We start from the raw sequence: 26,412 nt of genomic DNA on the forward strand, positions 1-26,412 counted from the left end.
TATGACAAAATATATGAACATATTGAAAAGTGTAGCAGTGGTTGCAACACTCTTCGCTGTTGTTTCTTGTGAAACAATAGAAACAGATCTTACGGAAGACCCTAACCAACTTACCGCTAATGACGCAAACATTGAGTTTCTTTTTAACTCAAACCAAATAGCATTAGTTAGTTTTTTCCAAAACTTACAATTTCAAGAAGCTACAGTTTCTAGAATGGAGTTAATGCGTAATTCGCCTTTTTATGCGAGTCAGTATGACGCAGGTTCTTTTGATGGTGCTTGGATAAGAGCTTACGCTAATTTATTAAATGAAACCAAGCAACTAAAGGTTATTGCCGCAGAAATAGAAACAGATGTTGTAAACGCTAATAATTACATTGCCGCAGCGCAAATCTTAGAAGCATATACCGTCGTAACTCTAGTTGATACGTTTGGTGATATTCCTTTTTCAGAAGCACTTCAAGGGAGTGATAATTTTGATCCAGGTAGAGATAGTGGAGAATCAGTTTATGCACAAGCCAGAGAATTGTTATTAAACGCTATTGTCAAAATAAATGGAACTAGCAGTGTTGATCTTGCAAGTGACTTATACTTTAACGGCGATATGAACAAATGGAAGGCATTAGCAAATTCTTTATTGCTTAAGATTGCAGTTTCATCGAGATTGAACAACAGTAACGCAGCAACTGAAGCAAATGCCGTAATCAATGGAGCAGATTTTATTTCTAGCAACTCCGGAGATTTTGAGTTTAAATGGTCAACTTCTGCAGAGCCAGAAAGCAGACATCCATTGTTTCAAGCACAGTATGTAGGTGGTGCTGGCACATATATGTCTAACGCTATGTTGTCTAGAATGGATGGCGACCCAAGATTCAACTATTACTTTTATCAACAAGATGGAGCAGATCCATTTCAATATCCTCCAGCTGGCGGAAATGGTTTTGAAGGTAGAGCTCACGGAGACGCAGGCCCTTCTGTAGCATCAGATTATCCGCTTATCACGGTGCACGGTTTATACCCTGCAGGTGGTAAATATAACGATGGTACTACTGGAGCTACTTCTGGTACGATGGGAGCTGCCGGTGCAGGTATATCTCCAATAATGACACATGCATTCACACAATTTTTACTTGCAGAAGCCCAGTTAACACTTAACAATAACGCTGGTGCAGCACGAAATGCTCTAATAGCTGGTGTTACTGCATCCATGGATAAAGTAACTGGTTTTCAAGGAGGTGCCAATGGCGCAGACAACGAGCCTACTGCTGGAGAGATACAAGCGTATATCGATAGTGTAGGAACTGCATTTGATGCTGCTTCAAACCCGAGCGGCAAATTAAATGTTATTATCAGTGAATACTACAAGGCAGCTTGGGGTAATGGTGTAGAAGTGTACAATAACTTTAGAAGAACTAGTTTTCCTGCAGATATGGCGCCATCGATTGCCCCTAACCCAGGAACGTTCACAAACTCTATGTTATATCCTTCTAACTACATCAACAATAACAATAACACAGATGCTGTTCAAAAATCATCTGTAGGTGTTAAAGTTTGGTGGGCAGAAGGAACTTCATTCAATTTAGACTTTTAAAAAAACAATATTATGAAAAAAATTTTAAGCATATGTATTGCAGCAATGATCACCGCAACATTTTTCGTAGGTTGTGAAAGTGATGAATCATCTTTTGGAGATGAAGTTTTTAACGACTTAACAAACTATCCTTACGTAGCTATCCAAGATAGAAATGAAGATTTAGACGAGATCGTAGGGAATAACTTTTGGGGATTCTCAATTGTAGCAGAAGAAGAAGGTACTCAAATACGTATTGCCTATGATGCTCAAGATCCAAACATTACAGATCACAAGGTGTTTGTAGGCTTTGATAATGATGACGCTTCTGCACCACTCGATACTGATGTATTGGTAGCAACAATTACATCGTTCCCAACAGAATTAGTTTTTACGAAAGCAGCGATAGCAGCAGCATTAAATGTTCCTCTTACAGATCTTGAGACGGGAAGTGTTTACTTTAGAGGAAGAAGTGCTGATGCAGACGGAAATATCGTAGATGACCCTTCTGTTTTTGAAGACTTTTTGGCCTATGAAAGACACGCTTATTTTTATGAGTGGCCTTTAGCCCAATAAGCAAATAAAAATTTAGTAATTTTGCGCCGCTACTCTACTTATAGAGTAGCGGTTTTTTTTATGAGCAAAAGAGAGAGTACCGTATTTGGAATATATCCAGTTAAAGAAGCCCTAGCGGCCGAAATAATTTTTGATAAGGTTTATGTCCAGAAGGATATAAACAACCCTAAAATAGAGCAGCTAGTAGCTGACCTTGAGAAACAGAATGTATCTATTTCTCAAGTTCCGGAGGAGAAGCTATACAAGTTGACCAAAGGAAATCATCAAGGGATTGTAGCCCTTATATCCCCTATCGCCTTTCACGACCTCGAGACGATTGTAGAAAAGACACTAGAAGCAGACACTACTCCTTTATTTCTTATTCTAGATCAGATTAGTGATGTCCGTAACTTTGGTGCGATTCTTAGAACGGCAGAATGTACAGGTGTACACGCTGTGATTGTTCAGAAAAAAGGTGGAGCTCCTGTATCTGGGGACGCCGTAAAAACCTCAGCAGGTGCTATTTTTAATATCCCTATTGTAAAAGTAGATCATATAAAAGATGCCATATTTTACTTACAAGGTTCTGGAATTACAACGATCGCTGCTACTGAGAAGACTGAAAAAACAGTATATGACTTAACACTAACTGCACCTTTAGCCATCATTATGGGTTCTGAAGGTCGTGGCGTATCTAAGTCTGTTTTGCAACTTGTAGATCAAAAAGCTTCCTTACCCGTATTAGGTGAGATCAATTCTCTTAATGTATCTGTGGCTTGTGGCGCTATGCTCTATGAAGTAGTGAGACAAAGAATGACTACTCTTTAGACCCGAGATCCTTCGGCTTATATTTATAGATGTACCTTATTTTTTTTGTGCCAAAATTTTCTGAACTCGTCATCTGTTCAGTTTGATTCTCGCCTAGGGCTTCTATCTCAATTTCGGTATCAGGTATCGGGTCTATAAAATTTCCGAAGTCATCAAACTGTCTTAAAAATGGATCATCCTCTGGACTAAAATCTGGATCTTCCCATTGATACTTTTTATTTTCAATTGGGTTTTGCTTAAACAAGAGTGATAAGCCAAGCCCTACAACAAATCCTGACAAATGACCTTCCCAAGAGATCCGTGGATCTCCACCCGGAAAGGCATACCATACTAAACTTCCGTACAGAAACACAACCACAAAAGCCAATGCTGTGAGCTGGTATTGCTTGCTAAAAATGCCTTTAAAGAATAAAAATGCGGTGAGCATATAGATCACGCCGCTCATCCCGATGTGATAGGCTGGACGTGCAATTGTCCACGTGAGTACACCAGTAAGAAGTGCACCTAACAAGAGAATTCTCCATCTGTCTTTTTGATAAAAATAAAACAAGGCGGTAGAAAGCACGAGCATCGGCATCGTATTACTAAATAAATGCTCCAGATTACTATGTATAAAAGGAGAGAACAAAACACCGCGCAATCCTAAAATACTTCTTGGGAGAACCCCCCAGTGATTTAGATCTAAATGAAATCTGATTTCTGCCCAAAATACGATCCACATACCCAAGACAAACAGGATAGGATACAAGATTACAGAAGGAGTAAAAACAAGGGCATTTTGTCGCTGCATACATCAATATAGTCAAAAACAAGCCCAAAATATATTTTATGATAAAATGTCAGCCTTGCTCTGCATCAATAATCGTAATTTTACAAAGTGAGCACACCATTAGCAGAACGTATACGACCGAGAACCTTAGAAGAGTACCTAAGCCAGCAACACCTTGTGGGTAAAGAAGGATCATTAGCATCGCAAATTAAAACAGGCGTGTTTTCTTCTATGATATTCTGGGGTCCTCCCGGAACTGGCAAAACAACCTTGGCATCTATCATTGCAGAAACATCGGACCGGCCCTTTTACACACTAAGCGCCATAGATAGTGGTGTTGCTGCAGTACGTGAAGTAATCGCTAAAGCAAAACAAGGTGACGGACTCTTCACTACAAAGAACCCTATTCTCTTTATTGACGAGATACATAGGTTTAGTAAGTCGCAGCAAGACTCCTTGCTAGGCGCCGTAGAAAAAGGATGGATTACCTTGATAGGTGCCACGACAGAAAACCCGAGTTTTGAAGTGATCCCCGCACTTTTGTCAAGATGTCAAGTATACATCTTAAAATCATTCTCGAAAGACGACCTAAATCAATTACTAGACAGAGCCTTGGTAACAGACACCATACTCAAGAAAAAGAATATTATTTTAAAAGAAACGGAAGCCTTATTAAGACTCTCTGGGGGTGATGCCAGGAAGTTACTTAACATGCTAGAACTTGTCATTCTGTCTGAAGGCACAGAAAAAGTTACAGTCACAAATGATCTTGTGATGTCTAAAGTTCAGAAAAATACGGTGTTATACGACAAAACCGGAGAACAGCATTATGATATCGTTTCGGCATTTATAAAATCTATAAGAGGAAGTGACCCCAATGCAGCTGTCTATTGGTTGGCCAGAATGATAGAAGGAGGTGAAGATGTAAAGTTTATTGCAAGAAGACTTCTTATACTTGCCTCAGAAGATATTGGTCTCGCAAACCCAAATGCCTTATTGATGGCACATGCTACTTTTCAATCTGTAAGTGTCATTGGACATCCAGAATCGCGAATCATCTTGAGTCAATGCACCATTTACCTTGCTACTTCACCCAAGAGCAATGCTTCTTATATGGCAATCAACAAGGCGCAGCAATTAGTAAAACAGACAGGAGACTTATCTGTCCCCTTGTCTATTAGAAATGCACCTACAAAGTTAATGAAAGAACTGGGCTATGGTAAAGCGTACGCCTATGCGCACAACTATGAAGGTAATTTTACCGCCCACGAGTTTTTACCTGAAGAGATTACTGGAACTTCTTTTTATGAACCAGGCAATAACAGCAAAGAGATTCAATTAAAAACGTATTTAAAAGGTCTTTGGAAAGATAAGTATTCTTTCTAAAGTTGCTTGACGTACAAAATTTCGTCGCCATTGGCTAACTGGATAACCAGATCTTGTTTGGTATTAAAACGTCCCATTTTAGTTTCGCCGTAGATATCTACCATCGTAAATGACGCGCCTGTAGTAATCGCAATATCCCCTACTTTAATAAAAGTATCATTGCCTTCTTGTGTAAGAAATAAGGTGAACCCTATGGGTGCTTTTTTGAGTAAATACGATTGTCCGTTGAGCTCATAATTAGAAAAAGCTGTTTCCGGAATTTGAACAATAGCAGCACTGGTCGCTGTTTCTTCCGCCTTAATAAGGACCACCTCTTTTTGTGTATCTGTCACTGTAACAAGCACGTTATCCATGGATGTATCTTTCCCTTCTTTTGTAGCTGCAACCATTGGCTTACTTACTTCAGGAATTTTAATATCGCTTTTAGCGAAGGTGCTAAAGGCTGTTCTTAAGGCGTCTGGATAGGCTTTTGCATATGCTTTGACTTTAGACTTCCCTTCTTCACTTCTGAAAATCACAGTATCATTACAATCTTTTATGACGATGGCAAGCTTCGAACTTAAAATACTCGTTCCTTTTTCTATGTCTGCATAGAGTGCATCACATTTAGCCACATTAGGACTGTCCTGTTGACGGTAGGCCTTCATCCCTTTTTTTTCAAAATAATATACCATCATATCAGATAACTGATATGTATTATCTCCAGTAACAAACTCAAATCTATCTGACACTTCTATAAAATCATACTCCCCTATTCCGCTCTGAGCGCTACCTATTGTTGCACTCGAAATAAAAGCTACTAGTAAAATTACTCTCATTATTGATCCCATTTTAAGTTTAATCCTAGTTGTAAAGATACGCTATTTGCTTTGGCTAGATTTTCATACCGAAGCAGGGTATCGGCTGCAACGTAAAAATTAAATTTACCAATATCCATCACCATGGCTGCTCCTATATTATCCTTGCTGTAAGAATCTACGGTGTAGGTTCCTTTTAAAGAAAAGTTAGTTCCAAATCTTCTTCTATAGAAAAACGTCCCTGCCGTTTGAGGCCCCTTCGGTCTTTTTATAGCATATAAATGTATCCCCATTTCGTTTACACGACGGATGCGCCCTTTTTCTAAACAATCACAAGCAGAACCCCCAATAAAATTTCCGAAGTTATACGCTAGTTGCGCATGTACCTTAAGCGGTCGCGCTTGCACATAAGACTTTGAGATCGTGTCTAGTTTCAATTCCCTTTCTATTTCATCTTCTAGGTCATTATAATAAGGCAAGGTAAACTCACCGTCCTCGATAGGTGGAAAAACCAACTCAATCCCGTTTAAAGCGTAGTCGCCCTGTATGCGGTACGTATCTGTATCTGTTGCATGAAAAATAGCACCTATATCTAAGGCGCTGGCAGACAATCGGACTTTATCTGTTAATTGATAGGTAAAACCTACGTCTACCCCTAGTCCATAATTACCACTAAATAAAGAACGACCCATTACTGTGGTCGTAATTCCAGTTCTATTTCCACTCAATTCTGTCAAGGAGGTTAAACCAGAACTTTGAAAAGAGAAATCTATATTGCTTAATCTATGCTCATATATGTTTAGACCATTTTCTGAAGGCACAGTGTTTATCGTTCCTGTATTACCGGTACTACTTAGGCTTATTAAACTAGAATAGAGTTTTGCGCGACCACCAATGGTAAGCTTTCTATTTATTTGTTTATTTATACCAAAGTGAAATACCGATGTCGCATCTGCTCTAGCGCTTATTTGCCCAATATCAAACGGAACATTAATATAATCTCTATTACCTTCTGTGGCTAAGACTGCCAAGTCCTTAGGGAAGTACGCTATAAAATCTGTCTCTCCATACCATCCCCCTGAGAAATAAGTACCCTCCTGTGAACGCCACCCAAAGTTTAAGAGTTCTAGTTGCTGTGTGATTGTAAAAAAGTCTTTATCACTTAATTCTGAAATTTTATCGCGAATCTTAGTATTGATGTCTCCATTATCATTCCCAAAAATATCATATACAGAGACTCCAGAAGTACCTGCGTTTAAGTGGAAGCCAGAAAAAAATGGAATGCCGAAATGCTTTTGCGTATCTATCTCTCCGCCAGGATTAAGCAACAATGATTGTGGTATATTCTCCAGTCCATAGAGCAATTGCTTATTCTGTGACAATGAAGAAAAAGTAGCAAGAACCGCTACACTGTATGTGAGAATCGATCGCATCATATTAATATTCTATAAAATATGTTGCCTTAGACTGCAAGGTTAGATTGCCATTGAGTGCTGCATCTGCCGCTGGTATAGTAACGCTCACCACCACTTTTGATGCGCGCTCGATACTATTTAAATCTTCTCCTTCTACTACTTTAGTAAATAGCGTATTAGTTGGACTATCTGTTGTTCCTGGTTGTACCACCGTACCGGTAGTATAAGTCGCGCTATTATCCATCCTTAGAAACTCAAAATCTACTTCAAAAGTTCTGGGAATGGCATTGTTAAAATCAAATAAGAAATCTATTTTCTGAATGCTTCCAGTAATCTCATTGGAGTCCAAGAATTCTAAAGCCGTCGTGTCTCGTACCGTGAATCTCGCTGTGTTTGTTATTTCATCAAAAAATTCGCCAGCATCGAGATCAAAGTAAATAAGATCTAGCTCGATCTCTGGAGTAAAAACAACAGCGTCTAGTTGGTCAAAATCGGTATCCTTTACGCACCCAAAAAAGGACATAGTAATTGCGTAAAGAAATAGGCAGATGAAAAATTTCATTCAAGGGGTATTACTTGAGAACGCAAAATACTTTGTTATTATTATAACATATTTTTAATCTCAATAAGATGGTCTACTATTTTTATGTGAGAAGGAATGGTCTCTTGTCTATAATTATAAAATATCGTGTCCATTTTTGCGGCCTCTGCTCCAATAATATCTGCGCCATAGGTATCTCCAATCATTACAGAATTTGAAGCAGCTACTCCTGCTTTTTCAAGTGCTCTATGAAATACTTTTGGGTTCGGTTTTTTTACGCCTACTTCTTCAGAGCTCGTCACGGTTTTGAAAAAATGATTGATCTCGCTTTTTTGTAACTTTATATGCTGCACCTCGTGAAATCCATTGGTGATAATATGAAGATTATATAAAGGGTTTAAATACTCCAAGAGCTCCATAGCTCCCGGCAACAAATGATTGTTACCTGGCAGCTCATCTATGTAAGCTTCAGAAATCAAGTCTATGGTCGCTACAGAATATGTTACATCGAGTTTTTTAAATGTATCAATAAGTCTTCCACGTCTCAATTCTTGCTTGGTCACGCGCTCTTCCCTAAACGCTGCCCAATACCTAAAGTTTATAGGTTCATATGCTCTTAAAAAAGCTTCCAGCGGAAGCTCCATATTATGTTTTGCAAAAACCCTTTCAAAAGCTAATGCAGAATTTTTATCGAAATCCCATAAGGTGTGATCGAGATCAAAAAATACGTCGGTGATGGTTGTTTTTTCTATCAAAGTGTTTCTGTTAAAATTGAACGCCAGAATTTTCCGTCTTTGGCGTTTCCGAAGCAGGTGTTACTCAGTCCCAAAATAAAGTGGCCGTCCACTTGCTTCACTTCATGTTTTAAATGAAGAATGATGTTCTTAATTTTCTCTTGCTCATAATTATCAAATGACGAAGAGATACCGGCCACTGGGGCGATAATCAAAGGCGTCTTGATTTCAAAATCTAAATCATAAAATAAAAATGGTGTACAGGTTCCAGCTCTAAAACCAGGCTTGTTTGCATAGCACATAGTAAAATCTTGACCGATTTCCATTTCTACTAACTCTCGATAACCGTGCGGCAGATCTACTACTTGATCTGCATTATACGCGAGCCTCACATCTTGTAAAATAATGTCTTCTAGCTGCTGCTTTTCATTTTTCAGCATGGCTACATCTTTTTGAGCCTTTGCTGATATTATCAGCCCAACCTCTGTATAATCTGCTACGTATTTAATGACTTGCCTAAATTTATTTTTATAGGTCGTTACTCCGTTTAAATACTCCCTCGCCTCTCCCAATAAAAAGAAGAAAGATAACTTGTAGTTTGTGTTTTTTGATGCGGTGATCAAATATTTAAAACAATCATAATGATCTCTACGCATCCCAGAAATTACGCGCGTTCTATTAAATAACTCTCTAAATCTCCCACCAAATAAATCTACCGAATAACTAAACAGCGTTCGTGAAAAACCTTTGGCCTTATATCTATAAGGTTCTTCAGCCTGTATAAAAAGATGATTCTCACTTTCCTTCTTCTCAAAAGCCATATCAGGGAAAGTAGTTATAAAAACGGCTTTCAGCTTTAAAGCCCAAACATCGACTATAGGGGTTTGTAAAAATTGATTTTTATAGGCCAAGCTTTCCTTACTAGGATATCTACCTAGAGCATCCTTTACGTGTGGCAGGTATTCTTCATACCTGCTCAAGAGATAAAAGCTTGCAGCAAAAATATCGAAAGGCAATGCGCTCTGGTCACTTACAGCAAAAAAGCCCTTGGTTTCTTCCCAAGGCCTCACCGTTATCTCTTGGCTCTCTACGCCTTGCTCTAACAGAATTCCCTGACTCTGAAAAAACAACTCATTACCCAAAGAGATGGCACCATAAGAAGCTTTGGGCCCTTGATGCCCAATAAACGTATCTATAGATGATGTAAACGTAACTTCTACCCCCAACACTCTTGTGCATATATGCTTAAAAACATAGGATATGCGTGGCGAAACTTGTTGAGTAAATAGTAGCAGCATAAATGTGTGAAAAAAAAATTTAGTGATAGACAACTCAAAGATACTAGTTCTAGTAGCGCAAAAGAAATCCTTTGTTTTTTTTAATACAGGATGCAAACAATATAACATCGCACCTCGCTACATCAAGCCTTCATCTGCAAAACTGAAATACGCATCTTCTGTGATAATAATGTGATCTAGTACTTTCACATCCAGGCTGAGGCCAGCCGTTTTTATTTTGTCAGTAAGGTTTTTGTCTGCGGCACTAGGCCTTAAAGTTCCACTGGGATGATTATGAACGAGGAGTATCGCGACAGCTCCTATCTCTAGGGCACTTTTAAAAGCAAGCCGAACATCTACAAGTGTTCCTGTGATACCGCCTTTGCTCAACTGCAATTTACGGAGTACCTTATTAGAATTATTAACATAAATCACCCAAAATTCTTCATGAGGCAAATCGCCAAGGATGGGTTGCATTATATGAAAAACAGATTGGCTGGAGGTGATTTTCTTGAGTTGTGCAGGTCTGCTTTCTTTTCTTCGTCTTCCTAGTTCTAATGCTGCGATAATGGAGATAGCCTTTGCCTCGCCTATGCCTTTAAATTGCATTAATTCTTTTACAGAAAATTTTCCTAAGGTGTCCAGATTATTATTTGCAGATGCCATAATACGCTGGCTCAACGCGACGGCGCTTTCTTCTCTATTACCGCTACCTATTAAAATAGCCACAAGTTCTGCATCTGTTAATCCCGCTTTGCCTTGGGTCAACAACTTTTCGCGAGGACGATCGTCTTCGTTCCAGTCTTTTATAGAGAATGAGGACTTAGGTTCTTTCACAATTTCTGAAATGTTAAAGCTTAAAGATAGGCATGAAAAAATGAAACAACCAAATCACTAAAATCCATGCGTACTCGCGATAGCTATTGAGTCATAAAAGACAAAGACCTATATAATCTAGATGAAGATTTTATAGGTCTTTGGTTTAGTAATTTTTAACAAAAGTATGGATGGTTTTTTTAAGTATCGAAAAAGACCATCGTCAAAGAGTTTCTGGAGTAAAATGAAGACAATTACCCTTTAAACTTTAAAGGCACGTGCACCAAAGTTTTAGTTTCAAAAAAGTCTTCTTTAAAATAAACCGGCAAGGGATAAATAGTCGCTTTTGGGAAGGCTGCGAGCTCTTCTGTAAGATCACCTCCTTTTAAATAGAGAATGCCGTTTTTTATAGGATGGTTGCTCTTCTTCTTCACGCTGTGCTTTACCCATCTCACAAAGGTTTCCATCTGGGCGACAGCTCTGCTTACAATAAAGTCATACTGCGCATCAATAGCTTCTGCACGGGCGTTGGTCACCTTTACGTTGGTCAGTCCTAATCCTGCGACTACCTCTTCAACCACCTTGATTTTTTTTCCGATACTGTCTACAAGATGAAAATGCGTTTCAGGGAAAAGTATCGCCAATGGGATTCCTGGAAAACCACCACCAGTACCTACATCTAATACAGATGATCCTGGTAAAAACGTAATCACCTTTGCGATCCCCAGCGAGTGTAACACATGACGTACGTATATTTCATCGATGTCTTTGCGGGACACCACATTAATCTTTAAATTCCAGTCTTTATAGAGTACTTCTAGTTGTGCAAACTGGTGTTTTTGCGTTTCAGACAGGTCGGGGAAATAGGCGTTTATGAGTTCCATAAGAGTTTTGAGCAGCAAAAATAGCCTAACTTTTACAAATTTAACTTGATATTGAATACCATTCGGTAATAGATACGTATTTTTGCGTTTGTTTAACGAATAGTATTAATGTTTAAACTCCTCCTATTTTGAATCATAAAACACTTACATTTTCCCGTGGCGAGTCAGCGATCTTTTTTAGAACCCTAAACAAGCGCGTTAACTCTTATTTTAAAGACAATAATCTTTCTAGAAATGGAAACTGGCGTCTATACGTTAAGACCATTGCAATGTTTGCAATGTACTTAGGGCCTTACGCTCTTTTACTTTTTACCGATATGCCTTGGTGGGCAAATTTACTATGCGTCCTCACTATGGGTGTTGGTATGGCAGGCGTTGGGATGAACGTAATGCACGATGCCAATCACGGAGCTTATTCTTCTAAAGGATGGGTTAATAAAATAATGGGCGGTAGTATGTATATCCTTGCAGGAAATGTATACAACTGGCAAGTGCAACACAACGTATTGCACCATACTTATACAAATATTCACGGCCATGATGAAGATCTAGAAGCGGGACGTATTTTAAGATTTAGCGAACATAGCGACTGGAAACGTTTTCATAAATTTCAACATATTTATGGGGTCTTGTTTTATGGTCTCTTAACTTTTAACTGGGTGCTTACTACAGATTTTACGCAGTCAGCTCGTTTTTTAAAGCGCAAATTGGCTTTCGGAAAAATGCCAAAACCATCTACGCAATGGATCACACTGGTAATTACAAAACTTATTTATTTTAGTATTTGGATTGTCATCCCTATGTTATTTTTTAGCGCAGCTTGGTGGCAAATACTTATTGGGTTCTTCATTATGCATTATGTAGCAGGAATGATCCTGAGTATCATCTTTCAACTAGCACACGTTATAGAAGGGGCTAACATGCCATTACCTGATGCTTCTGGAACGATGAAAAACTCATGGGCAATACACCAATTGTTTACCACCGTAAATTTTTCTACTAAAAGTAAATTTATGAACTGGTTTACCGGGGGTCTTAATCACCAAGTAGAGCATCATATTTTCCCTAACATTAGCCACGTACATTACACTAAAATTTCAGCAATTGTAAAAAGTACTGCAAAAGAGTTTAACTTACCATACAACGAATATAAAACGACCCGAAAAGCGCTCATTGCCCATTTTAAACATCTGAAACAGATGGGTATGAATCCCGCGACCCTAACCGCATAACATACAATGAACGAAAGACTTTCTAACAGAGTAAACAACATGGCTACTTCTGCGACGCTAGCAATGGCTGCAAAAGCAAGAGAATTAAGAGCCTCTGGAAAAAACATTATAGGTTTAAGCCTTGGCGAACCAGACTTTAATGTACCAGAATTTGTTAAAGATGCCGCGATTCAAGCGGTGAAAGACAACTTTCATGCCTACACCCCTGTAGATGGATATGCAGACCTTAAAGAGGCGATTATCACAAAATTTAAACGTGATAATAACCTGAGTTATGCTCCTAATCAGATTGTTGTTTCTACCGGTGCAAAGCAATCACTGTATAACCTTGCACAAGTGTTATTAAATGAAGGTGATGAAGTATTACTCCCTGCTCCATACTGGGTGAGTTATAGTGACATTGCAAAAGTAGCCGGCGGTGTACCCGTTGAGATTACTACTTCTATTGACAATGACTTTAAAGTAACCGCGCAAGAACTAGAAGCTGCGATTACGCCAAAAACAAAAATGATTATCTACAGTTCTCCTTGTAATCCAAGTGGCTCTGTATATAGCAAAGCAGAACTGAGAGCACTGGCAGATGTGCTGGTAAAATACCCAAAGATCATTATCATTAGTGACGAGATTTACGAACATATAAACTTTACAGAAGCGCACGCCTCTATGGCGCAGTTTGCAGATATGTATGACCAGACAGTAACCGTAAACGGCTTGTCTAAGGCATATGCGATGACGGGCTGGCGTATAGGCTACATAGGCGGTCCAGAATGGATTGCACGCGCTTGCAATAAGATGCAAGGTCAAGCGACTAGTGGTGCTAATTGTATAGGACAAAAGGCAGCAGTGGTGGCACTCAACAACTCGCCAAGTAAAATTAAATATATGGTAGATGCTTTTAAGGAGCGTCGCACGATGATTCTAGATTTACTGGCAGAAATACCAGGGATTAAGACGAACGTACCAGAGGGCGCCTTTTATGTGTTTCCAGACATATCTTCTTACTTCGGAAAAGTGCTAAACGGAACCCCTATCAACACCGCATCAGATTTTAGCCTTTACTTGTTAGAGCGCGCAAATGTGGCTACGGTTACTGGAGAAGCGTTTGGTGATCCAGATTGCATACGCATCTCTTACGCTGCCTCTGAAGAGGACATCAAACAAGCGATGAAGCAAATAAAGGCGGCATTGGTTTAATTGTGTCGCATGAGATAGTATAAAAAAAGGTTCGCAGAAATGCGAACCTTTTTTTTTGAGCGTGCTTTTCGGGGGCTTGTTTCTTACATTCGCTTGACAGCATTTGTTGTAGCACCCTAAAGACCCACGATATAGCGTAGGTACTAACACCTATCCTTAAAATCGTGTTTTAATGTATTTGTAGCTAATTCAAAATTATCCTAAAAAACAGCATCCAGCCTATCACAGCTGTCAGTGCTATTTGTTAGTTCCCATGTACTTAACTTCCCCATTTATGGTGAGTGTAGCGGTAAGCACATCAAAATGATAGGCATCATCACTATAAGTATCGTTTTCAGATTTGAGCAATATGATACTGGTGCTTGACGTAGGTGAAAATAATTCAAGCTTTGACCAATTGGCACTATAAACCACAAATGCAGCAGAGGTCTCACTCTTATCTATAGGACTTAAGAGCTGTCCACTTTCAAAAATACGAATGCATTCTTGCCTTATTTGACTCCAGGTATAACCTGCAGTTCCTATACAGCCATGTGCATCTCTATCGTTACCAACGATTTCTACCGCAAACTCTTCTTCTACTTCTATGTCTTTATTCTTGTCTTTTACACTACCGCAAGAAATAAAAATAAAGAGTCCCAAAATCAAAAATCCTGTGTTTTTCATACTGCTGTTTTTATAAAATTAATACGTTGTTTTTATTTTATTCAATTCGTTTTTAGGGCTGTTTTTCTTATGCTGACAGCTATAATTGCTTTTTAAAATTCAATAAATAAGCTACTACCCAACCATACCTTGAACAAACACCTCCACAAATTTTTTCATTTTATCAAGGATACGTTCTCCTATATCTCGTGCCTTTAGAATACTTGGCCTGCTATCTAAACATTTAAAAACGGCATCTCTAATGGGTTCTTGACCACTATAAATATAAGCATCTATCAAGGCTTTAAACTGGGCTTTATCTAAATGTTCTTCCTCACAAAGCTTCCCTAAAGCCAATACTTTTTGGTCTTGCCAGTATTGTTCAAACTCTTCTTCTATAGCATCTTCATCTAAAATATGAGGCAGGTTTTCGTCAATAAATTTCTCGATAAGTTCGCGTTTGCTTCGCAGCTTCACATCGCCTCCTAACAAATCAATGATTGCTTTTCTTTGTGCTGCAGCTCCCATTGTTTTATCGCCTTTCATTTTTGCCAAAAGCTTAATGATATACGCGACATTGATTCTATCTCTGTGTATCAATTCTAATTCAAAATCAATATCATCGAGAATAGATATTTTTTCTTTAACAGTATCTCGTTTTACTTTTTCATACAAATCAAGATACTTTCCTTTGTAGTCTTCAAATTCTTGTGCATCAAGCGGTAAGTCTTCCCAATCAAAATCTGTATAGGACTGTAAGACATTAAGGGTACGCATTAACTTTCTAAAGGCTTGCACAAAGGCTGCTTCATCCTCTTCGCTCACTAGATCGTTTACACTCTCATACGTAGGCGTAATTTCTTTCAAGTTTGTAAAAGCCTCATCAAACTTCTTTGCGATGTCCTCATATTCAGGCATAATAACTACCTCTATGGCATCTTTGTTTGAGAACAAGGTAATAGCATCATCTGTAGCATTTTTAAGGTTGCGGAAGCACAAGATGTTTCCTTGCGACTTCTGTTCTCCTAAAATCCTATTGGTTCGAGAGAAGGCCTGTATTAACCCATGCTGCTTTAAGTTTTTATCTACATACAAGGTGTTTACCTTTTTTGCATCAAAACCTGTCAACATCATGTTGACCACAATAACAATGTCTAAGCGATCCTTATCATCATTAAAGTGCTGCTTCTCTCTTTCTTTTAAACGTTTACTGATGTCTTTAAAATAGCCCTCAAACAACTTACTATCCTTTGTAGTATAGCTTGTGCCGTACATTTGATTGTAATCACCAATGAAACCTTCTAATTTATCACGTGTATGACTTGATTGATACGCAAGCTCAGTTTCTGCGGCCATGTTAAAATCATCCTCAGGAATATAATCCTGCGCTTCTTTACCATCTTCATTTGCCCCATAGGTAAAGATAGTTGCGATGCGTAAATCGTGCTCCCCTGCTTCTTTCTTTTGCTGGAACAACTCATAATAAGCAATAGCTGCATCAATGCTGCTTACTGCAAATAATGCAGAGTAGTCCTTACTAAATGTTTTTCGTTTGTGGTTGGCGATAATATAATTCGCAACGCCTTCAAGGTACTTAGGATCATTAAAAACTTCTTCTTTATTAATATCCTCCACCATTTTGTCAAACTGTGGTTTGTTCTTGTGTTTGAAAACACTGTAATACTCAATACCAAACTTCAATACGTTTTCATCGCGTATGGCATCTGTAATTACATACTTGTGCAAACAGTTGCCAAACAAATCTTTGGTGGTCCGTTTTCCTAAATCGTTTTTAGAAGCATTTTCTGCAAAAATGGGGGTACCCGTAAAACCGAACAATTGACTTTGACCAAAAAATTCCGTTATTCTTCCATGAGTTTCTCCAAACTGACTTCGATGACACTCATCAAAAATAAACACAAAACGTTCGTTTTTTAAAGGCTCTAATTGCTTGCGATACTTCCCTGAAATGGCATTGTTTAGTTTTTGTATGGTGGTAATGATTAAGTCTGAATCTTTTGCGACTCCCTTTTTATCTTTAAATTTTCCTAAAAATTGATTGACCAAACTATTTGTGTTGGTTGTAGAGTCTACGCTTCCATCTTTAAAAGAATTGAATTCTTGCATGGTTTGATAATCTAAATCTTTACGATCTACTACAAACACCACTTTATACACCTCTGGCAAGTCCATTAGAATCTGACTCGTTTTAAAAGAAGTTAAGGTTTTACCAGAACCGGTGGTATGCCAGATGTAGGCATTATCTGTATTGGTTTTCACTTGCTTAATCAACGCCTCGGTAGCAAAGTACTGGTAGGGGCGAAGCACCATTAAAATTTTATGGGTTTGGTTAATTACAATGTAATTGGCTATCATTTTACCCAAATGATCTGAGTTTAAAAATGCTGCTGCAAACTCGTCTAATTCTGTAATGTTTTTATTGGTAGCATCTGCCCAATAAAAGGTTTGTTTTACCGATTGCAAGGCGTTATTTGCCAAATACTTGGTGTTGCCACCATTGCTAATTACAAACAACTGTACATATTGAAACAAGCCATGGTTGCTCCAGAACGAATGTTTTTGATACCTGTTAATTTGGTTAAAAGCTTCTTTAATTTCTAAGCCTCTGCGTTTTAACTCTATTTGTACCAGTGGCAAACCATTGACTAGCAAAGTAACATCATACCGGTTTTTAAACGACCCTTCTAGTGTGACTTGATTGGTTACTTGAAATAAGTTGTTATTCCAGTTTTCTGAATCGAAGAAACGAACGTAGGCTATTTCTCCATTTTCTTTGGTAAAACTAAAACGGTCTCTTAGAGTTTTTGCTTTTTCAAACACATTGCCTTTGGCCAAGTGATTGAGTATGGCATCAAATTCTTTATCGGTATACTCCGTATTATTAAATGCTTGGAGCTGTGATTTCAAATTAGAAACCAAGGCATCGCCATCCATTACTTTGGCTGATTCATATCCTAAAACAATTAATTGTTTGATTAAGTTATTTTCTAAGTTTAATTCTGTTTGATGAAATGACATAATACTAATTCAAATTAAGACACTCTATTGTTTCTAACTTTGATTTATTAAACTCCCATTTAGGAGACTCTTTAAGTTCTTTCCCATTTTTCGTCCAAAATTTAACATCTCTAAACCCTGTGGGCATTTTTTCAGATTGAGTGTGTGTGAATACCATATCTATGAAAAGTGGAACATAATTTGATTTTTCTACAACAATTTTTTCTTTAACCCTATGCAGATAACCCAAATTTATTAGACTATTTAATATCCCTTCATTATCCTTGAAAGATTCATATGGATAAAGAACAACATTGGTTCTTAAACCATGTACAACTTCCTCCTCAATAATTCTATAAAGCTTTCGAATTTGCATTTCAGGTAAATATGCCTCTTCAATTATTAATTCATCTTTACTCTGCTTGATCTTTCTAATAACCATAGAAAGCACCATTTTATGAATTTTTGTTTGATTTTCTGCTAAGGAATATTTAACCATATTACTAAACACATCTAAAAAATACCTTGGTAAAGCTCCAGAAGCCCTAATGCAATTATTTAAAACTACTTGATCATTAAATAACTTATGTATTCTGACAGAGGTAAAGCCTAATGAGGGATCTATACCACATAATATTTTGAACAATAAATCTTTGTTGTCTTCTAATTCATAAAAATCTCGATCTAAATTAATTGTACTGAAATCATCTTTGTGAGATAATATCTTATTACTAATTTCATTTAATTTAAATCTATGAGGAACTAGACAGGCTTTAAAAGAAAAAACTTTTTTAGAAGTTTCTTTATTTAAATCATGTAAATATTGAAAAATATAAGGTTGATTATTAATAGGGATTTGATAAAAATCATCAAGAATTAGATGTATTGGAATCTTAATTAGATTATGAAAATTTTCTAAACACTCAACAATTTCATTTTTTAAAATATCTAAGGCCTCTTTTTTAGAATAAGACACAATAAATTCGGTTGTTTTATTTTGTAATTTCTCTTCTTCAGAGACAATACTGTAATTTGCTCTTATATAGGCTTGTGCATTAACTATTTCCAAATATTTTGTATCAGCCGATATAGTAGATGAAACTTTTAAATTACTAATTTTACTTCTTTTTTTTGTATCTACTTCCGATGTTTTTAAACTAGCCCCATCTGGTGTCTTTTTTATTTGTTCCAATTGTCCAATTATATTAATAATTGAAAAGTGTAAAGTATCAAACTTAACAAAGTCATTTGTCCAAAGTTCTTTTTTTATTAACCCGAAATAAAGCGATTTTAATTTGTAAAATTTGATTTTTGATTTTCTTTTAATATATGGCTCCCAAGTCTGGTTCGATTCAATATTCAATAACAACTCAGTATATAATTTCAAAAGAACCTCTACTAAAGGTAAATCTGCACTTAGGCGCTGCTTGCTTTGCATATCAACAGTTGTAATAAACCCGCCTGTCTTTTTTATTTCCTCAATCACTTTTATTAATAAAGATGTTTTTCCAGCACCTCTCCTACCAATTATTAGATGATTAACTGGATTTTTTAGAGTTTTTACATGATTAAGTGGATCAATGTAGTTTATCACTTCATCACTGTCTCTAATTTTTCTTCGCTTTATCATCTCAATTTGATCAAGTAACAACTCAACTTCCGGGAATTTTAAATTGAAATTACTATAATCTTTAGACTTATACTCTGCGGTTCTACTCTTATCCATAAAAAAATTATACTCTTATTAATTTTATCTTATTTAAACAAACATTTGCTGCAACAGCCCTTTTTTAAAGGTTTGGGTTTGGGTCATTTGATTATTTACACTTTCTATTTTGGTATCGATACGCGATACGTAGGTAGCGACTTTTTGTTGTTCTGGTTTAGATGGAAATGGAACTTTAATCTCTGAGAAGTATTTATAACTAATCATTTTACCATCTCTAATTCCTTCTAAATTCTTTTGTAATTGTCTTATGTAGAAAGATGTTTTTAAGTAGAACTTGTAAAAAGCTCTGTCAACATCATCAGAACTTGGTCTAAGTATATTGTATGCTGGACTGCAAATACCGTGATATTCTGAAAATTCAATTCCTCCTTGAAAAGTTCTTAAACTTATAATAAAATCTCCTTTTTGTACAACCTTATAACTTGCTACACTTGCTTCAGTTACGGTCATTTGATAATTAATCAACTCTCTAGGAATAGCTCCTTGATCTTGGGTAATTGCAAGTATTGGCAAGTCTGAATTATGTTTTTTATCCGAAATATTATCAAACAATTCGTTTCCTCCAACCCACTCCCAATCAGGATAATCCTCACCGTTTTCGTCTTTGAAGCGGAGTTGGCCAGAGAAGAGTTGTTGCATTACGCCTTTTTTGTAGTGCTCCAACAATGCCTTCTTTTTGGTGAGCTGCTGTATTTTATTATCTACCGCACTTAAAAAAGATGCTATTTTTTGTTGTTCGGGGAGGGTTGGGATATTTAATTTTAAATTCGAAACTCTACCAGCAGATAAACTCAGAACTTTTGTCCCTTGCGCTATTGTCATTATTTGCTTCCTCAATTTCCAAGATTTAAGCAAACAACTTATATAGCCAACAGATGTACTTTCAGATGATGGTCTTGCTAAGAATGTGTGCAAGCCAGCTAATAATTTTTCATTATTAATATCAATAAGCTCAATAGATTTTCCAATATCTGCGTAATCTTCAGATGCATCTGCAATAACTAAATCACCAACTTTACAATAAGAGTCTTCCTTAATTTTTGCTAAATCTACATCCTCATTTATCAATGGAACATATTCGTTAACTAAATGAAAGTGAGTTTGAAATTTTGTATGAATATCACCGTAATGAATATTTCTAACTTCCCCTTTATCGTAATTCAGTTTATCTCTTGAAAGTGAATTTGTTGTATGAAATGAATAATGACTTCCAAACAAAGTTTCTTCAATATCACCATCAAACTCCTTGAATCTTAATGCGGGAGATTGCTTGAGTTTGCGTCGTCCTTCGTCCTCGCAATGACTAGCTCGCAATGACGGTTGTGAGGACGGTTTGTTATCGATATGTGTTAAAGCGTTACTCATAAGTTGCACGAAGGATTAAGGCATTTGTTTGAGCTCATATTGCTTTTCGCAAAATAGCGAGTGCCGCAAGCCTGATCCGCCAGGAGGCGGACGTGCCCTAATAATATATATTCTAATCTATCCATTAAAAAGGAGTGTCTATGTCTAATTGTTTACAGTAATCGGCTATGGTGGCATCTGTAGTGGCCATGGCTGTGTCTATGGCTTTGAGGGCGGTAGAAACGGTTGCCAGGTCTACAGGTTCTTCTTCTTCGAAGGTATCTACATAACGTGGTATGTTTAGGTTGTAGTCGTTTTCTGCTACTTCTGTCAGTTGGGCTACATGGCTGTATTTATCTTCTGGCTTTCGGTTTTTGTAGGTATCAATTAATTTATTGATGTCTTCTTCACGCAAGTAGTTCTGCGTTTTTACTTTCTCGAAATGCTGGCTTGAATCTATAAACAGGATGTTGTCTTTATGAACTCTTTCCTTTTTTAGCACCAAAATACAGGTAGGAATACTGGTTCCATAAAAGATGTTGGCTGGCAACCCTATGACGGCATCGAGGTAGTTGCGGTCTTGGATGAGGTATTTACGGATGTGCCCTTCGGCTGCGCCTCTAAACAATACGCCGTGTGGTAGCACTACGGCCATGGTTCCGTTATCTGCTAAAGAGTGCACCATGTGTTGCACAAAGGCAAAATCTGCCTTAGAGCTTGGTGCTAGTTTTCCGTAGTTAGAAAAACGGTCGTCACTCATAAACAAGGGGCTTGCGCTCCACTTGGCAGAGAATGGCGGGTTTGCTACAATGGCTTCAAAACGTTGATCTAGATGTTGCGGTCGCTCTAGGGTATCTTCATTTTTAATATCGAACTTTTTGTAATGCACATCGTGCATAATCATGTTCATTCGACACAAGTTATAGGTAGTCGGGTTCATTTCTTGTCCGTAAAACGCACTAACTTCTTTTACTTGTTTGGCAACGCGTAATAACAAAGAACCGGATCCACAGGTAGGATCGTACACAGATTTTAGCCTGTCTTTACCCACGGTTACCAGTTGTGCCAGCACATTTGATACTTGTTGTGGGGTATAAAACTCCCCTGCTTTCTTTCCTGCGCCAGAGGCAAATTTACCAATGAGGTATTCATAGGCATCGCCTAGCACATCGCTATCGGTGTTTTCTAAATCGAAATCAATCTCGTCTAAATGCGAGAGTACTTTTACAATGAGTTCGTTTTTATCGTTTTCGGATTTACCGAGTTTATGGCTTGTTAAATCTAGGTCTTCAAACAGGTTACCAAAATCTTCTTCACTTTCGGAACCCATAGTGCTTTGCTCTATATGCGTGAGTACTTTTGCTAGATCACCCAAAATAAATTGGTGCTTTCCACCAGAGTTTCCTCTTTTGGCGAGTTCGCTAAAGAGCTCTGATGGCAATAAGAAATACCCTAGTTTATCTAGTGCGGCATCTTTAATGGCTTCTATAAAAGCTGCTTCTTGGGCGTGTCCTTCTACTTCCTGAAAGGTGAGTCCGTCAGGTTTTAGGATGCGGTTGGCATACAAATCCATTTTTTTACTCAGGTACTTATAAAATATGAAGCCTAATATGTAATCTCTAAAATCATCGGCATCCATCTTTCCACGCAGGGTGTTTGCGATGTTCCAGAGTTGTTGTTCTAGTTGTGCTTTTTGTTCGGTCATTTAATTTTTTATTGCTTGTCTTGCTTGTATTGCTTTGAGGTCAGGTTTGTAAATAAAAGCATTGTGTTTTTTATTTGACTTGATTTTTTTACAAGGTAAATCAAGTATGCGGGCTTTGGCGTTTATAAAGGTGCTAACTTTTGGGGTTAACATAGCGCCGTATTTTTAAATTTTACTATTTATTTTATTTTTGGGAAACCATCAAGGAGCACCTTGTAAACCTACAAAGACCATTCATAGACGCGATACGTGTAAACACGTAATTATGGGAAAATTTTTCATTTGATCATTTACCTAGCGATCCCGGCATAGCCAAAATTACCACCCGTGTATGAAACCTCATTACGGGTTTCCGTATTCGTAAAAAAAAGAGTCTTCCTCCCTATGTGTAGGAGAAAGACTCTTTTAATATATAATGTAATTAAATAGAGTACTGTATTCACAACCCAAGCTCGAGATAGAAGTGACTCTATAACGACACAAACGAGTTACTAAGTGTACCGTTTTCTTTGTTGGTATAACGACAAGCTTTATTATTATAAATCTATAAAGATAAGGACGGCATCTCTTATGGGTTCTTGACCACTATAGACCTAGGGATCCATCTTAGCCCTTAGGGTGTTTATGATGCTCCAGCGTTGTTGTTCTAGTTGTGCTTTTACTTAGCATCTATTTCGATAGCGTATGTACTACATTCTCGATAGCGTATTTACTACATTTCCATTAAAAGTTCCATCACTACCATCATATGACCAAGTACCTGTCACATCACTTTGGAGTGTAATAGTATCTGAACTTAATACACCAATGGTTGTAAAAATTATTGAGCCAGTATATTCAACTGAGTCAAAAGGGTTAGCATACGGAGTACTAGTAAGGTTAAAACCATTAACAAAATATATTCTATCGTCAATCAATAAATCATTCTCCCCAGATTTTGAAATATTTACTGTTTCTGTCTCATTAATAATTTCAGTTTCCTCAATATCTCCGTTGAATAACGTATTTACAGTCCCTTCAGAGACCATAACCCACGTGCCAACATATTGGTCTCTTGAATCAGTTTCATCTTCATCGTCTGATGAGCAAGAATTCATAGACATTCCCAATGACAGCATTCCAATAATTACAATTAAAAAACTTTTTTTCATAACTTTACTTATTTATAAACGTACACCTACTTCGATTTTACAGGTCTCATTCGGCTTATTCCGACCTTGTTAAATTTTTATTTAAACGATTAATTCGTTGGCTTTTGTCATTTTTTTATTCTTCATCAAATTGCCAATAACTCGCATGTATCAAACACGATTTGCCATTTGGTAAACTTTTGCGCTAAAGTATTTATCTCACGTATTGCAAGCATAAGTATGCTATAAATGCGAAGCTAGCACTTAATCTTTGTCTCCATGTTCACTCATTTTAGGTGATTCACTAGCTACTACACTATTTTTTATTTTGAGAACTTCAGAATTAAGTACGCTTTAAAAGGTTTATTTATATATACCAACTCGGTCACTATCCATCTCTAAGTTTAATGCCCTCTAAAATTACCCAGTAAACCTACACCGAATATTTTAAATCTACTTACGTATTTACACTTAATTATTAGTAAAATTTTTATTTGATCATTTGCCTAGCGATCCCGGCACAGCCAAAATTACCACCCATTTGTTGAACCTCATTATGGATTTCGGTATTCGCAAAAAAAAGCGCCTTTCTCCCTATGTTTAGGAGAAAGGCGCTTTTGTTTAATAAGAATTAAATAGATTACTGCACTTTAAGCATCAAGGTGTTAGCCATGTCTCCTCCAGTAACCTTTACTAGATACGCTCCTGCAGAAAGATTTGTTTCTAAAGCTGCACGTTCTCCATTAAAGCTTTGAGCAAATACAACGCTTCCTAGCGTATTGTAGATTGTTACTTTTGCATCGTCCATAGCAACAGGAAGATCAAGGTGTACTAAAGACCCATTACTTGGATTAGGGTACATTGTAAAATCTAGTACAGCCGTATCTCCTAAACCTAAAGAACACGCCATAGGTGTTGCGTTAGACTCTGCAGGAATAGTAGCCTCATAGGTACTAACATCAGCGATAGGCCAGATATCATTTTCTACAAGTGTGTTGTCTGGGCCTACCATACAATAGGTAGGATATGCAGTAATACCAAAGTTGGCATCAACGGCATCAGAACCACCATCACTACTTACAGCGGGACTGTGTTGAAAATCACCACCAAACGTGTTTTCAAAAGCAATAACCTCTTCGTCATTATCCGTTCCATTATTGATAGAAATCACAAATATCTCAAATTCATTACACCCGTATGTATCATGAAACTCATTATAGATAGGTTGCGTTGTTTGACAAGGCCCACAGGTATCAAAGAAAAAATCTAAATACACATACTTTCCTTGTGCTGTAAGGTCATAGAGATTCCATTCCACGCCATCCGTATCTGTAACGGTAAAGTCATCTACAGTATCACCTATTGCATAATTTTGTACTTGTGCAAACATGGCAGTGCTCAAAAGAATAGCAAATGCAGATAAAATAATTTTTCTCATAATACATTGGTTTAAGTTAATTTAGCGTTCAAGATAGTAGCAATTTTTCAATTAACTCTTATAATTAATACTGTTTCACCTATTAAAAACATCAATGGGTGCTGGGTCCCGAACACCGTTACTATCCCACTAAAATCATAGGTTATTTAATTTTACATCAATTTTTCTTAAAACAATGATTTAATGTACTTTCGTACTCAATAAAAAAAATATGGCAAAGATACTCCTCCTTGGATCTGGAGAATTAGGAAAAGAATTTGTGATCGCTGCACAGCGTTTGGGACAATATGTAATCGCTGTTGATAGTTATAAAAATGCGCCTGCAATGCAAGTGGCGCACGAGTCGGCCGTAATTAATATGCTCGATGGCAAGGCGCTAGATGCGCTTGTTGCAAAATACAACCCAGATTATATTATACCAGAAATTGAAGCCATTAGAACAGAGCGTTTTTATGACTATGAAAAGCAAGGCTTTACCGTAATCCCTTCTGCAAAGGCGGCAAACTTTACCATGAATAGAAAAGCCATTCGTGATCTTGCGGCAAAAGATCTAGGCCTAAAAACCGCTAGATATAGGTATGCCACCTCAGCAACTTCTTTAAAAGAAGCGGTCGCTGTCGTAGGGATGCCCTGCGTAGTAAAACCTTTAATGTCCTCCAGCGGAAAAGGCCAAAGCACCATAAAAACCGAAGCAGATATTGACAAAGCCTGGACCTACTCTCAGGAAGGTTCTCGCGGTGATGTTGCCGAGGTAATCGTAGAAGAATTTGTAAACTTTAATTATGAGATCACCCTACTGACCGTTACCCAACGGGAAGCCCCTACACTTTTCTGCCCACCTATAGGACACAGGCAAGAAAGAGGCGACTATCAAGAAAGCTGGCAACCTGCCACGATGGAAGCTGCACACTTGCAAGAAGCACAAGATATGGCTGCAAAAGTAACTGCTGCATTAGGTGGAGCTGGGCTTTGGGGTGTAGAGTTTTTTGTGGGAGATGATGGTGTTTATTTTTCAGAATTATCACCAAGACCTCACGATACGGGGATGGTAACGCTCGCGAATACTCAAAACTACAACGAATTTGAATTACACTTAAGAGCTGTTTTAGGGCTTAAAATTTCAGAAATAACACTAGAGAGAATAGGTGCAAGCGCCGTGATTCTTGCTTCAGAAACGTCAAGCAGTCCTACTTTTGAGGGAGTTGAAGATATTGCCAGCGAGCAAAAAAGTGACTTCCGCCTTTTTGGGAAACCTACTTCTAGACCGTATAGAAGAATGGGCGTAGTGGTAACTTATGATCATCTAGACGCATCTGTTGCCGCCGTTACAAAAAGAGCCAAAGAACTGGCCAGTAAAGTGAAGGTAGTATCTTAATTGAAATATGGTTCGCTATAGCGAGCGGAA

General features: G+C 37.6%; 22 protein-coding genes. 7 read left to right on the plus strand and 15 right to left on the minus strand.

Annotated elements, in window-relative coordinates; translation table 11 throughout:
- Position 1 precedes the first annotated feature (1 nt).
- The 3 genes from ABXT71_RS00815 to rlmB are packed head-to-tail and all read left to right on the plus strand — an operon-like array spanning position 2 to position 2,953.
- Positions 2-1,591 (plus strand): SusD/RagB family nutrient-binding outer membrane lipoprotein, encoded by a 1,590-nt coding sequence (locus ABXT71_RS00815; protein ID WP_415371908.1) that lies wholly within the window; start codon positions 2-4, stop codon positions 1,589-1,591.
- 12 nt (positions 1,592-1,603) lie between these two features.
- Positions 1,604-2,146, plus strand: coding sequence for a hypothetical protein (locus tag ABXT71_RS00820; RefSeq protein ID WP_415371909.1), 543 nt, complete (start codon positions 1,604-1,606; stop codon positions 2,144-2,146).
- A 60-nt stretch (positions 2,147-2,206) separates the two neighbouring features.
- Positions 2,207-2,953 carry a 23S rRNA (guanosine(2251)-2'-O)-methyltransferase RlmB gene (gene rlmB, locus ABXT71_RS00825; RefSeq protein ID WP_415371910.1) on the plus strand — a complete coding sequence of 249 codons (747 nt, stop codon included), beginning with the start codon at positions 2,207-2,209 and terminating at the stop codon, positions 2,951-2,953.
- On the opposite strand, the gene ABXT71_RS00830 is transcribed toward rlmB, so the two are convergent.
- Complete coding sequence (locus ABXT71_RS00830) at positions 2,943-3,743, minus strand: rhomboid family intramembrane serine protease (protein ID WP_415371911.1); 801 nt, start codon at positions 3,741-3,743, stop codon at positions 2,943-2,945. The genes rlmB and ABXT71_RS00830 overlap by 11 nt on opposite strands.
- 87 nt (positions 3,744-3,830) lie before the next feature.
- On the opposite strand from ABXT71_RS00830, the gene ABXT71_RS00835 reads away from it, so the two are divergent.
- Positions 3,831-5,108 carry a replication-associated recombination protein A gene (locus tag ABXT71_RS00835; RefSeq protein ID WP_415371912.1) on the plus strand — a complete coding sequence of 426 codons (1,278 nt, stop codon included), beginning with the start codon at positions 3,831-3,833 and terminating at the stop codon, positions 5,106-5,108.
- On the opposite strand, the gene ABXT71_RS00840 is transcribed toward ABXT71_RS00835, so the two are convergent.
- The 7 genes from ABXT71_RS00840 to rsmG form a co-directional block, all read right to left on the minus strand.
- Positions 5,105-5,926: a hypothetical protein gene (locus tag ABXT71_RS00840; RefSeq protein WP_415371913.1), complete on the minus strand. Its 822-nt coding sequence runs from the start codon at positions 5,924-5,926 to the stop codon at positions 5,105-5,107. The two genes, ABXT71_RS00835 and ABXT71_RS00840, sit on opposite strands and share 4 nt — an antisense overlap.
- Positions 5,926-7,341, minus strand: a complete 1,416-nt coding sequence (locus tag ABXT71_RS00845; RefSeq protein ID WP_415371914.1) for a DUF5723 family protein — start codon at positions 7,339-7,341, stop codon at positions 5,926-5,928. Before ABXT71_RS00845 ends, ABXT71_RS00840 begins: the two co-directional genes overlap by 1 nt.
- Position 7,342: 1 nt before the next feature.
- On the minus strand, positions 7,343-7,882 hold the full coding sequence (locus ABXT71_RS00850) for a hypothetical protein (protein WP_415371915.1): 540 nt from the start codon (positions 7,880-7,882) through the stop codon (positions 7,343-7,345).
- A 41-nt stretch (positions 7,883-7,923) separates the two neighbouring features.
- Complete coding sequence (locus ABXT71_RS00855; protein WP_415371916.1) at positions 7,924-8,616, minus strand: YjjG family noncanonical pyrimidine nucleotidase; 693 nt, start codon at positions 8,614-8,616, stop codon at positions 7,924-7,926.
- Positions 8,613-9,824, minus strand: a complete 1,212-nt coding sequence (locus tag ABXT71_RS00860) for a DUF7033 domain-containing protein (protein WP_415371917.1) — start codon at positions 9,822-9,824, stop codon at positions 8,613-8,615. The genes ABXT71_RS00855 and ABXT71_RS00860 overlap by 4 nt, the downstream gene beginning before the upstream one ends.
- A 186-nt stretch (positions 9,825-10,010) precedes the next feature.
- Positions 10,011-10,709: a RadC family protein gene (gene radC, locus ABXT71_RS00865; protein ID WP_415371918.1), complete on the minus strand. Its 699-nt coding sequence runs from the start codon at positions 10,707-10,709 to the stop codon at positions 10,011-10,013.
- A 233-nt stretch (positions 10,710-10,942) separates the two neighbouring features.
- Entirely contained in the window at positions 10,943-11,572 is a 630-nt protein-coding gene (gene rsmG, locus ABXT71_RS00870) for a 16S rRNA (guanine(527)-N(7))-methyltransferase RsmG (protein WP_415371919.1), read from the minus strand.
- Positions 11,573-11,700: 128 nt separating this feature from the next.
- Here rsmG and ABXT71_RS00875 point away from each other — a divergent pair, with 128 nt between their 5' ends.
- A complete protein-coding gene (locus ABXT71_RS00875) occupies positions 11,701-12,804 on the plus strand; it encodes a fatty acid desaturase family protein (protein ID WP_415371920.1) in 1,104 nt (367 codons plus the stop codon).
- 6 nt (positions 12,805-12,810) lie between these two features.
- Positions 12,811-13,998 carry a pyridoxal phosphate-dependent aminotransferase gene (locus tag ABXT71_RS00880; RefSeq protein WP_415371921.1) on the plus strand — a complete coding sequence of 396 codons (1,188 nt, stop codon included), beginning with the start codon at positions 12,811-12,813 and terminating at the stop codon, positions 13,996-13,998.
- A 237-nt stretch (positions 13,999-14,235) separates the two neighbouring features.
- On the opposite strand, the gene ABXT71_RS00885 is transcribed toward ABXT71_RS00880, so the two are convergent.
- From ABXT71_RS00885 to ABXT71_RS00915, 7 genes are all read right to left on the minus strand, one after another.
- Positions 14,236-14,664 (minus strand): hypothetical protein, encoded by a 429-nt coding sequence (locus tag ABXT71_RS00885; RefSeq protein ID WP_415371922.1) that lies wholly within the window; start codon positions 14,662-14,664, stop codon positions 14,236-14,238.
- Positions 14,665-14,778: 114 nt separating this feature from the next.
- Positions 14,779-17,682 carry a type I restriction endonuclease subunit R gene (locus tag ABXT71_RS00890; RefSeq protein WP_415371923.1) on the minus strand — a complete coding sequence of 968 codons (2,904 nt, stop codon included), beginning with the start codon at positions 17,680-17,682 and terminating at the stop codon, positions 14,779-14,781.
- A gap of 4 nt (positions 17,683-17,686) precedes the next feature.
- On the minus strand, positions 17,687-19,387 hold the full coding sequence (locus tag ABXT71_RS00895) for a hypothetical protein (protein WP_415371924.1): 1,701 nt from the start codon (positions 19,385-19,387) through the stop codon (positions 17,687-17,689).
- 33 nt (positions 19,388-19,420) lie between these two features.
- Positions 19,421-20,755, minus strand: a complete 1,335-nt coding sequence (locus ABXT71_RS00900; protein ID WP_415371925.1) for a restriction endonuclease subunit S — start codon at positions 20,753-20,755, stop codon at positions 19,421-19,423.
- A 124-nt stretch (positions 20,756-20,879) separates the two neighbouring features.
- Positions 20,880-22,439, minus strand: coding sequence for a type I restriction-modification system subunit M (locus tag ABXT71_RS00905; protein WP_415371926.1), 1,560 nt, complete (start codon positions 22,437-22,439; stop codon positions 20,880-20,882).
- 689 nt (positions 22,440-23,128) lie between these two features.
- A complete protein-coding gene (locus tag ABXT71_RS00910) occupies positions 23,129-23,590 on the minus strand; it encodes a hypothetical protein (protein WP_415371927.1) in 462 nt (153 codons plus the stop codon).
- Between the two features lie 619 nt (positions 23,591-24,209).
- Entirely contained in the window at positions 24,210-25,007 is a 798-nt protein-coding gene (locus ABXT71_RS00915) for a T9SS type A sorting domain-containing protein (protein ID WP_415371928.1), read from the minus strand.
- A gap of 211 nt (positions 25,008-25,218) precedes the next feature.
- Here ABXT71_RS00915 and purT point away from each other — a divergent pair, with 211 nt between their 5' ends.
- The gene (gene purT / locus ABXT71_RS00920) at positions 25,219-26,382 is read left to right on the plus strand and encodes a formate-dependent phosphoribosylglycinamide formyltransferase (RefSeq protein ID WP_415371929.1); all 1,164 of its coding nucleotides are present in this window, start codon (positions 25,219-25,221) and stop codon (positions 26,380-26,382) included.
- Positions 26,383-26,412: the final 30 nt, after the last annotated feature.

Origin of the sequence: Patiriisocius sp. Uisw_047, from assembly GCF_047730165.1 — a bacterium.
Taxonomy (GTDB): domain Bacteria; phylum Bacteroidota; class Bacteroidia; order Flavobacteriales; family Flavobacteriaceae; genus Patiriisocius.

What these genes read in the sequence shown, in the direction of transcription:
- ABXT71_RS00815 (WP_415371908.1), top strand. Translation starts at nt 2, where the DNA reads ATGACAAAATATATGAACATATTGAAAAGTGTAGCAGTGGTTGCAACA.
- ABXT71_RS00820 (WP_415371909.1), top strand. Translation starts at nt 1,604, where the DNA reads ATGAAAAAAATTTTAAGCATATGTATTGCAGCAATGATCACCGCAACA.
- rlmB (WP_415371910.1), top strand. Translation starts at nt 2,207, where the DNA reads ATGAGCAAAAGAGAGAGTACCGTATTTGGAATATATCCAGTTAAAGAA.
- ABXT71_RS00830 (WP_415371911.1), bottom strand. Translation starts at nt 3,743, where the DNA reads ATGCAGCGACAAAATGCCCTTGTTTTTACTCCTTCTGTAATCTTGTAT.
- ABXT71_RS00840 (WP_415371913.1), bottom strand. Translation starts at nt 5,926, where the DNA reads ATGAGAGTAATTTTACTAGTAGCTTTTATTTCGAGTGCAACAATAGGT.
- ABXT71_RS00845 (WP_415371914.1), bottom strand. Translation starts at nt 7,341, where the DNA reads ATGATGCGATCGATTCTCACATACAGTGTAGCGGTTCTTGCTACTTTT.
- ABXT71_RS00850 (WP_415371915.1), bottom strand. Translation starts at nt 7,882, where the DNA reads ATGAAATTTTTCATCTGCCTATTTCTTTACGCAATTACTATGTCCTTT.
- rsmG (WP_415371919.1), bottom strand. Translation starts at nt 11,572, where the DNA reads ATGGAACTCATAAACGCCTATTTCCCCGACCTGTCTGAAACGCAAAAA.
- ABXT71_RS00880 (WP_415371921.1), top strand. Translation starts at nt 12,811, where the DNA reads ATGAACGAAAGACTTTCTAACAGAGTAAACAACATGGCTACTTCTGCG.
- ABXT71_RS00885 (WP_415371922.1), bottom strand. Translation starts at nt 14,664, where the DNA reads ATGAAAAACACAGGATTTTTGATTTTGGGACTCTTTATTTTTATTTCT.
- ABXT71_RS00890 (WP_415371923.1), bottom strand. Translation starts at nt 17,682, where the DNA reads ATGTCATTTCATCAAACAGAATTAAACTTAGAAAATAACTTAATCAAA.
- ABXT71_RS00895 (WP_415371924.1), bottom strand. Translation starts at nt 19,387, where the DNA reads ATGGATAAGAGTAGAACCGCAGAGTATAAGTCTAAAGATTATAGTAAT.
- ABXT71_RS00900 (WP_415371925.1), bottom strand. Translation starts at nt 20,755, where the DNA reads ATGAGTAACGCTTTAACACATATCGATAACAAACCGTCCTCACAACCG.
- ABXT71_RS00905 (WP_415371926.1), bottom strand. Translation starts at nt 22,439, where the DNA reads ATGACCGAACAAAAAGCACAACTAGAACAACAACTCTGGAACATCGCA.
- ABXT71_RS00910 (WP_415371927.1), bottom strand. Translation starts at nt 23,590, where the DNA reads ATGAAAAAAAGTTTTTTAATTGTAATTATTGGAATGCTGTCATTGGGA.
- ABXT71_RS00915 (WP_415371928.1), bottom strand. Translation starts at nt 25,007, where the DNA reads ATGAGAAAAATTATTTTATCTGCATTTGCTATTCTTTTGAGCACTGCC.
- purT (WP_415371929.1), top strand. Translation starts at nt 25,219, where the DNA reads ATGGCAAAGATACTCCTCCTTGGATCTGGAGAATTAGGAAAAGAATTT.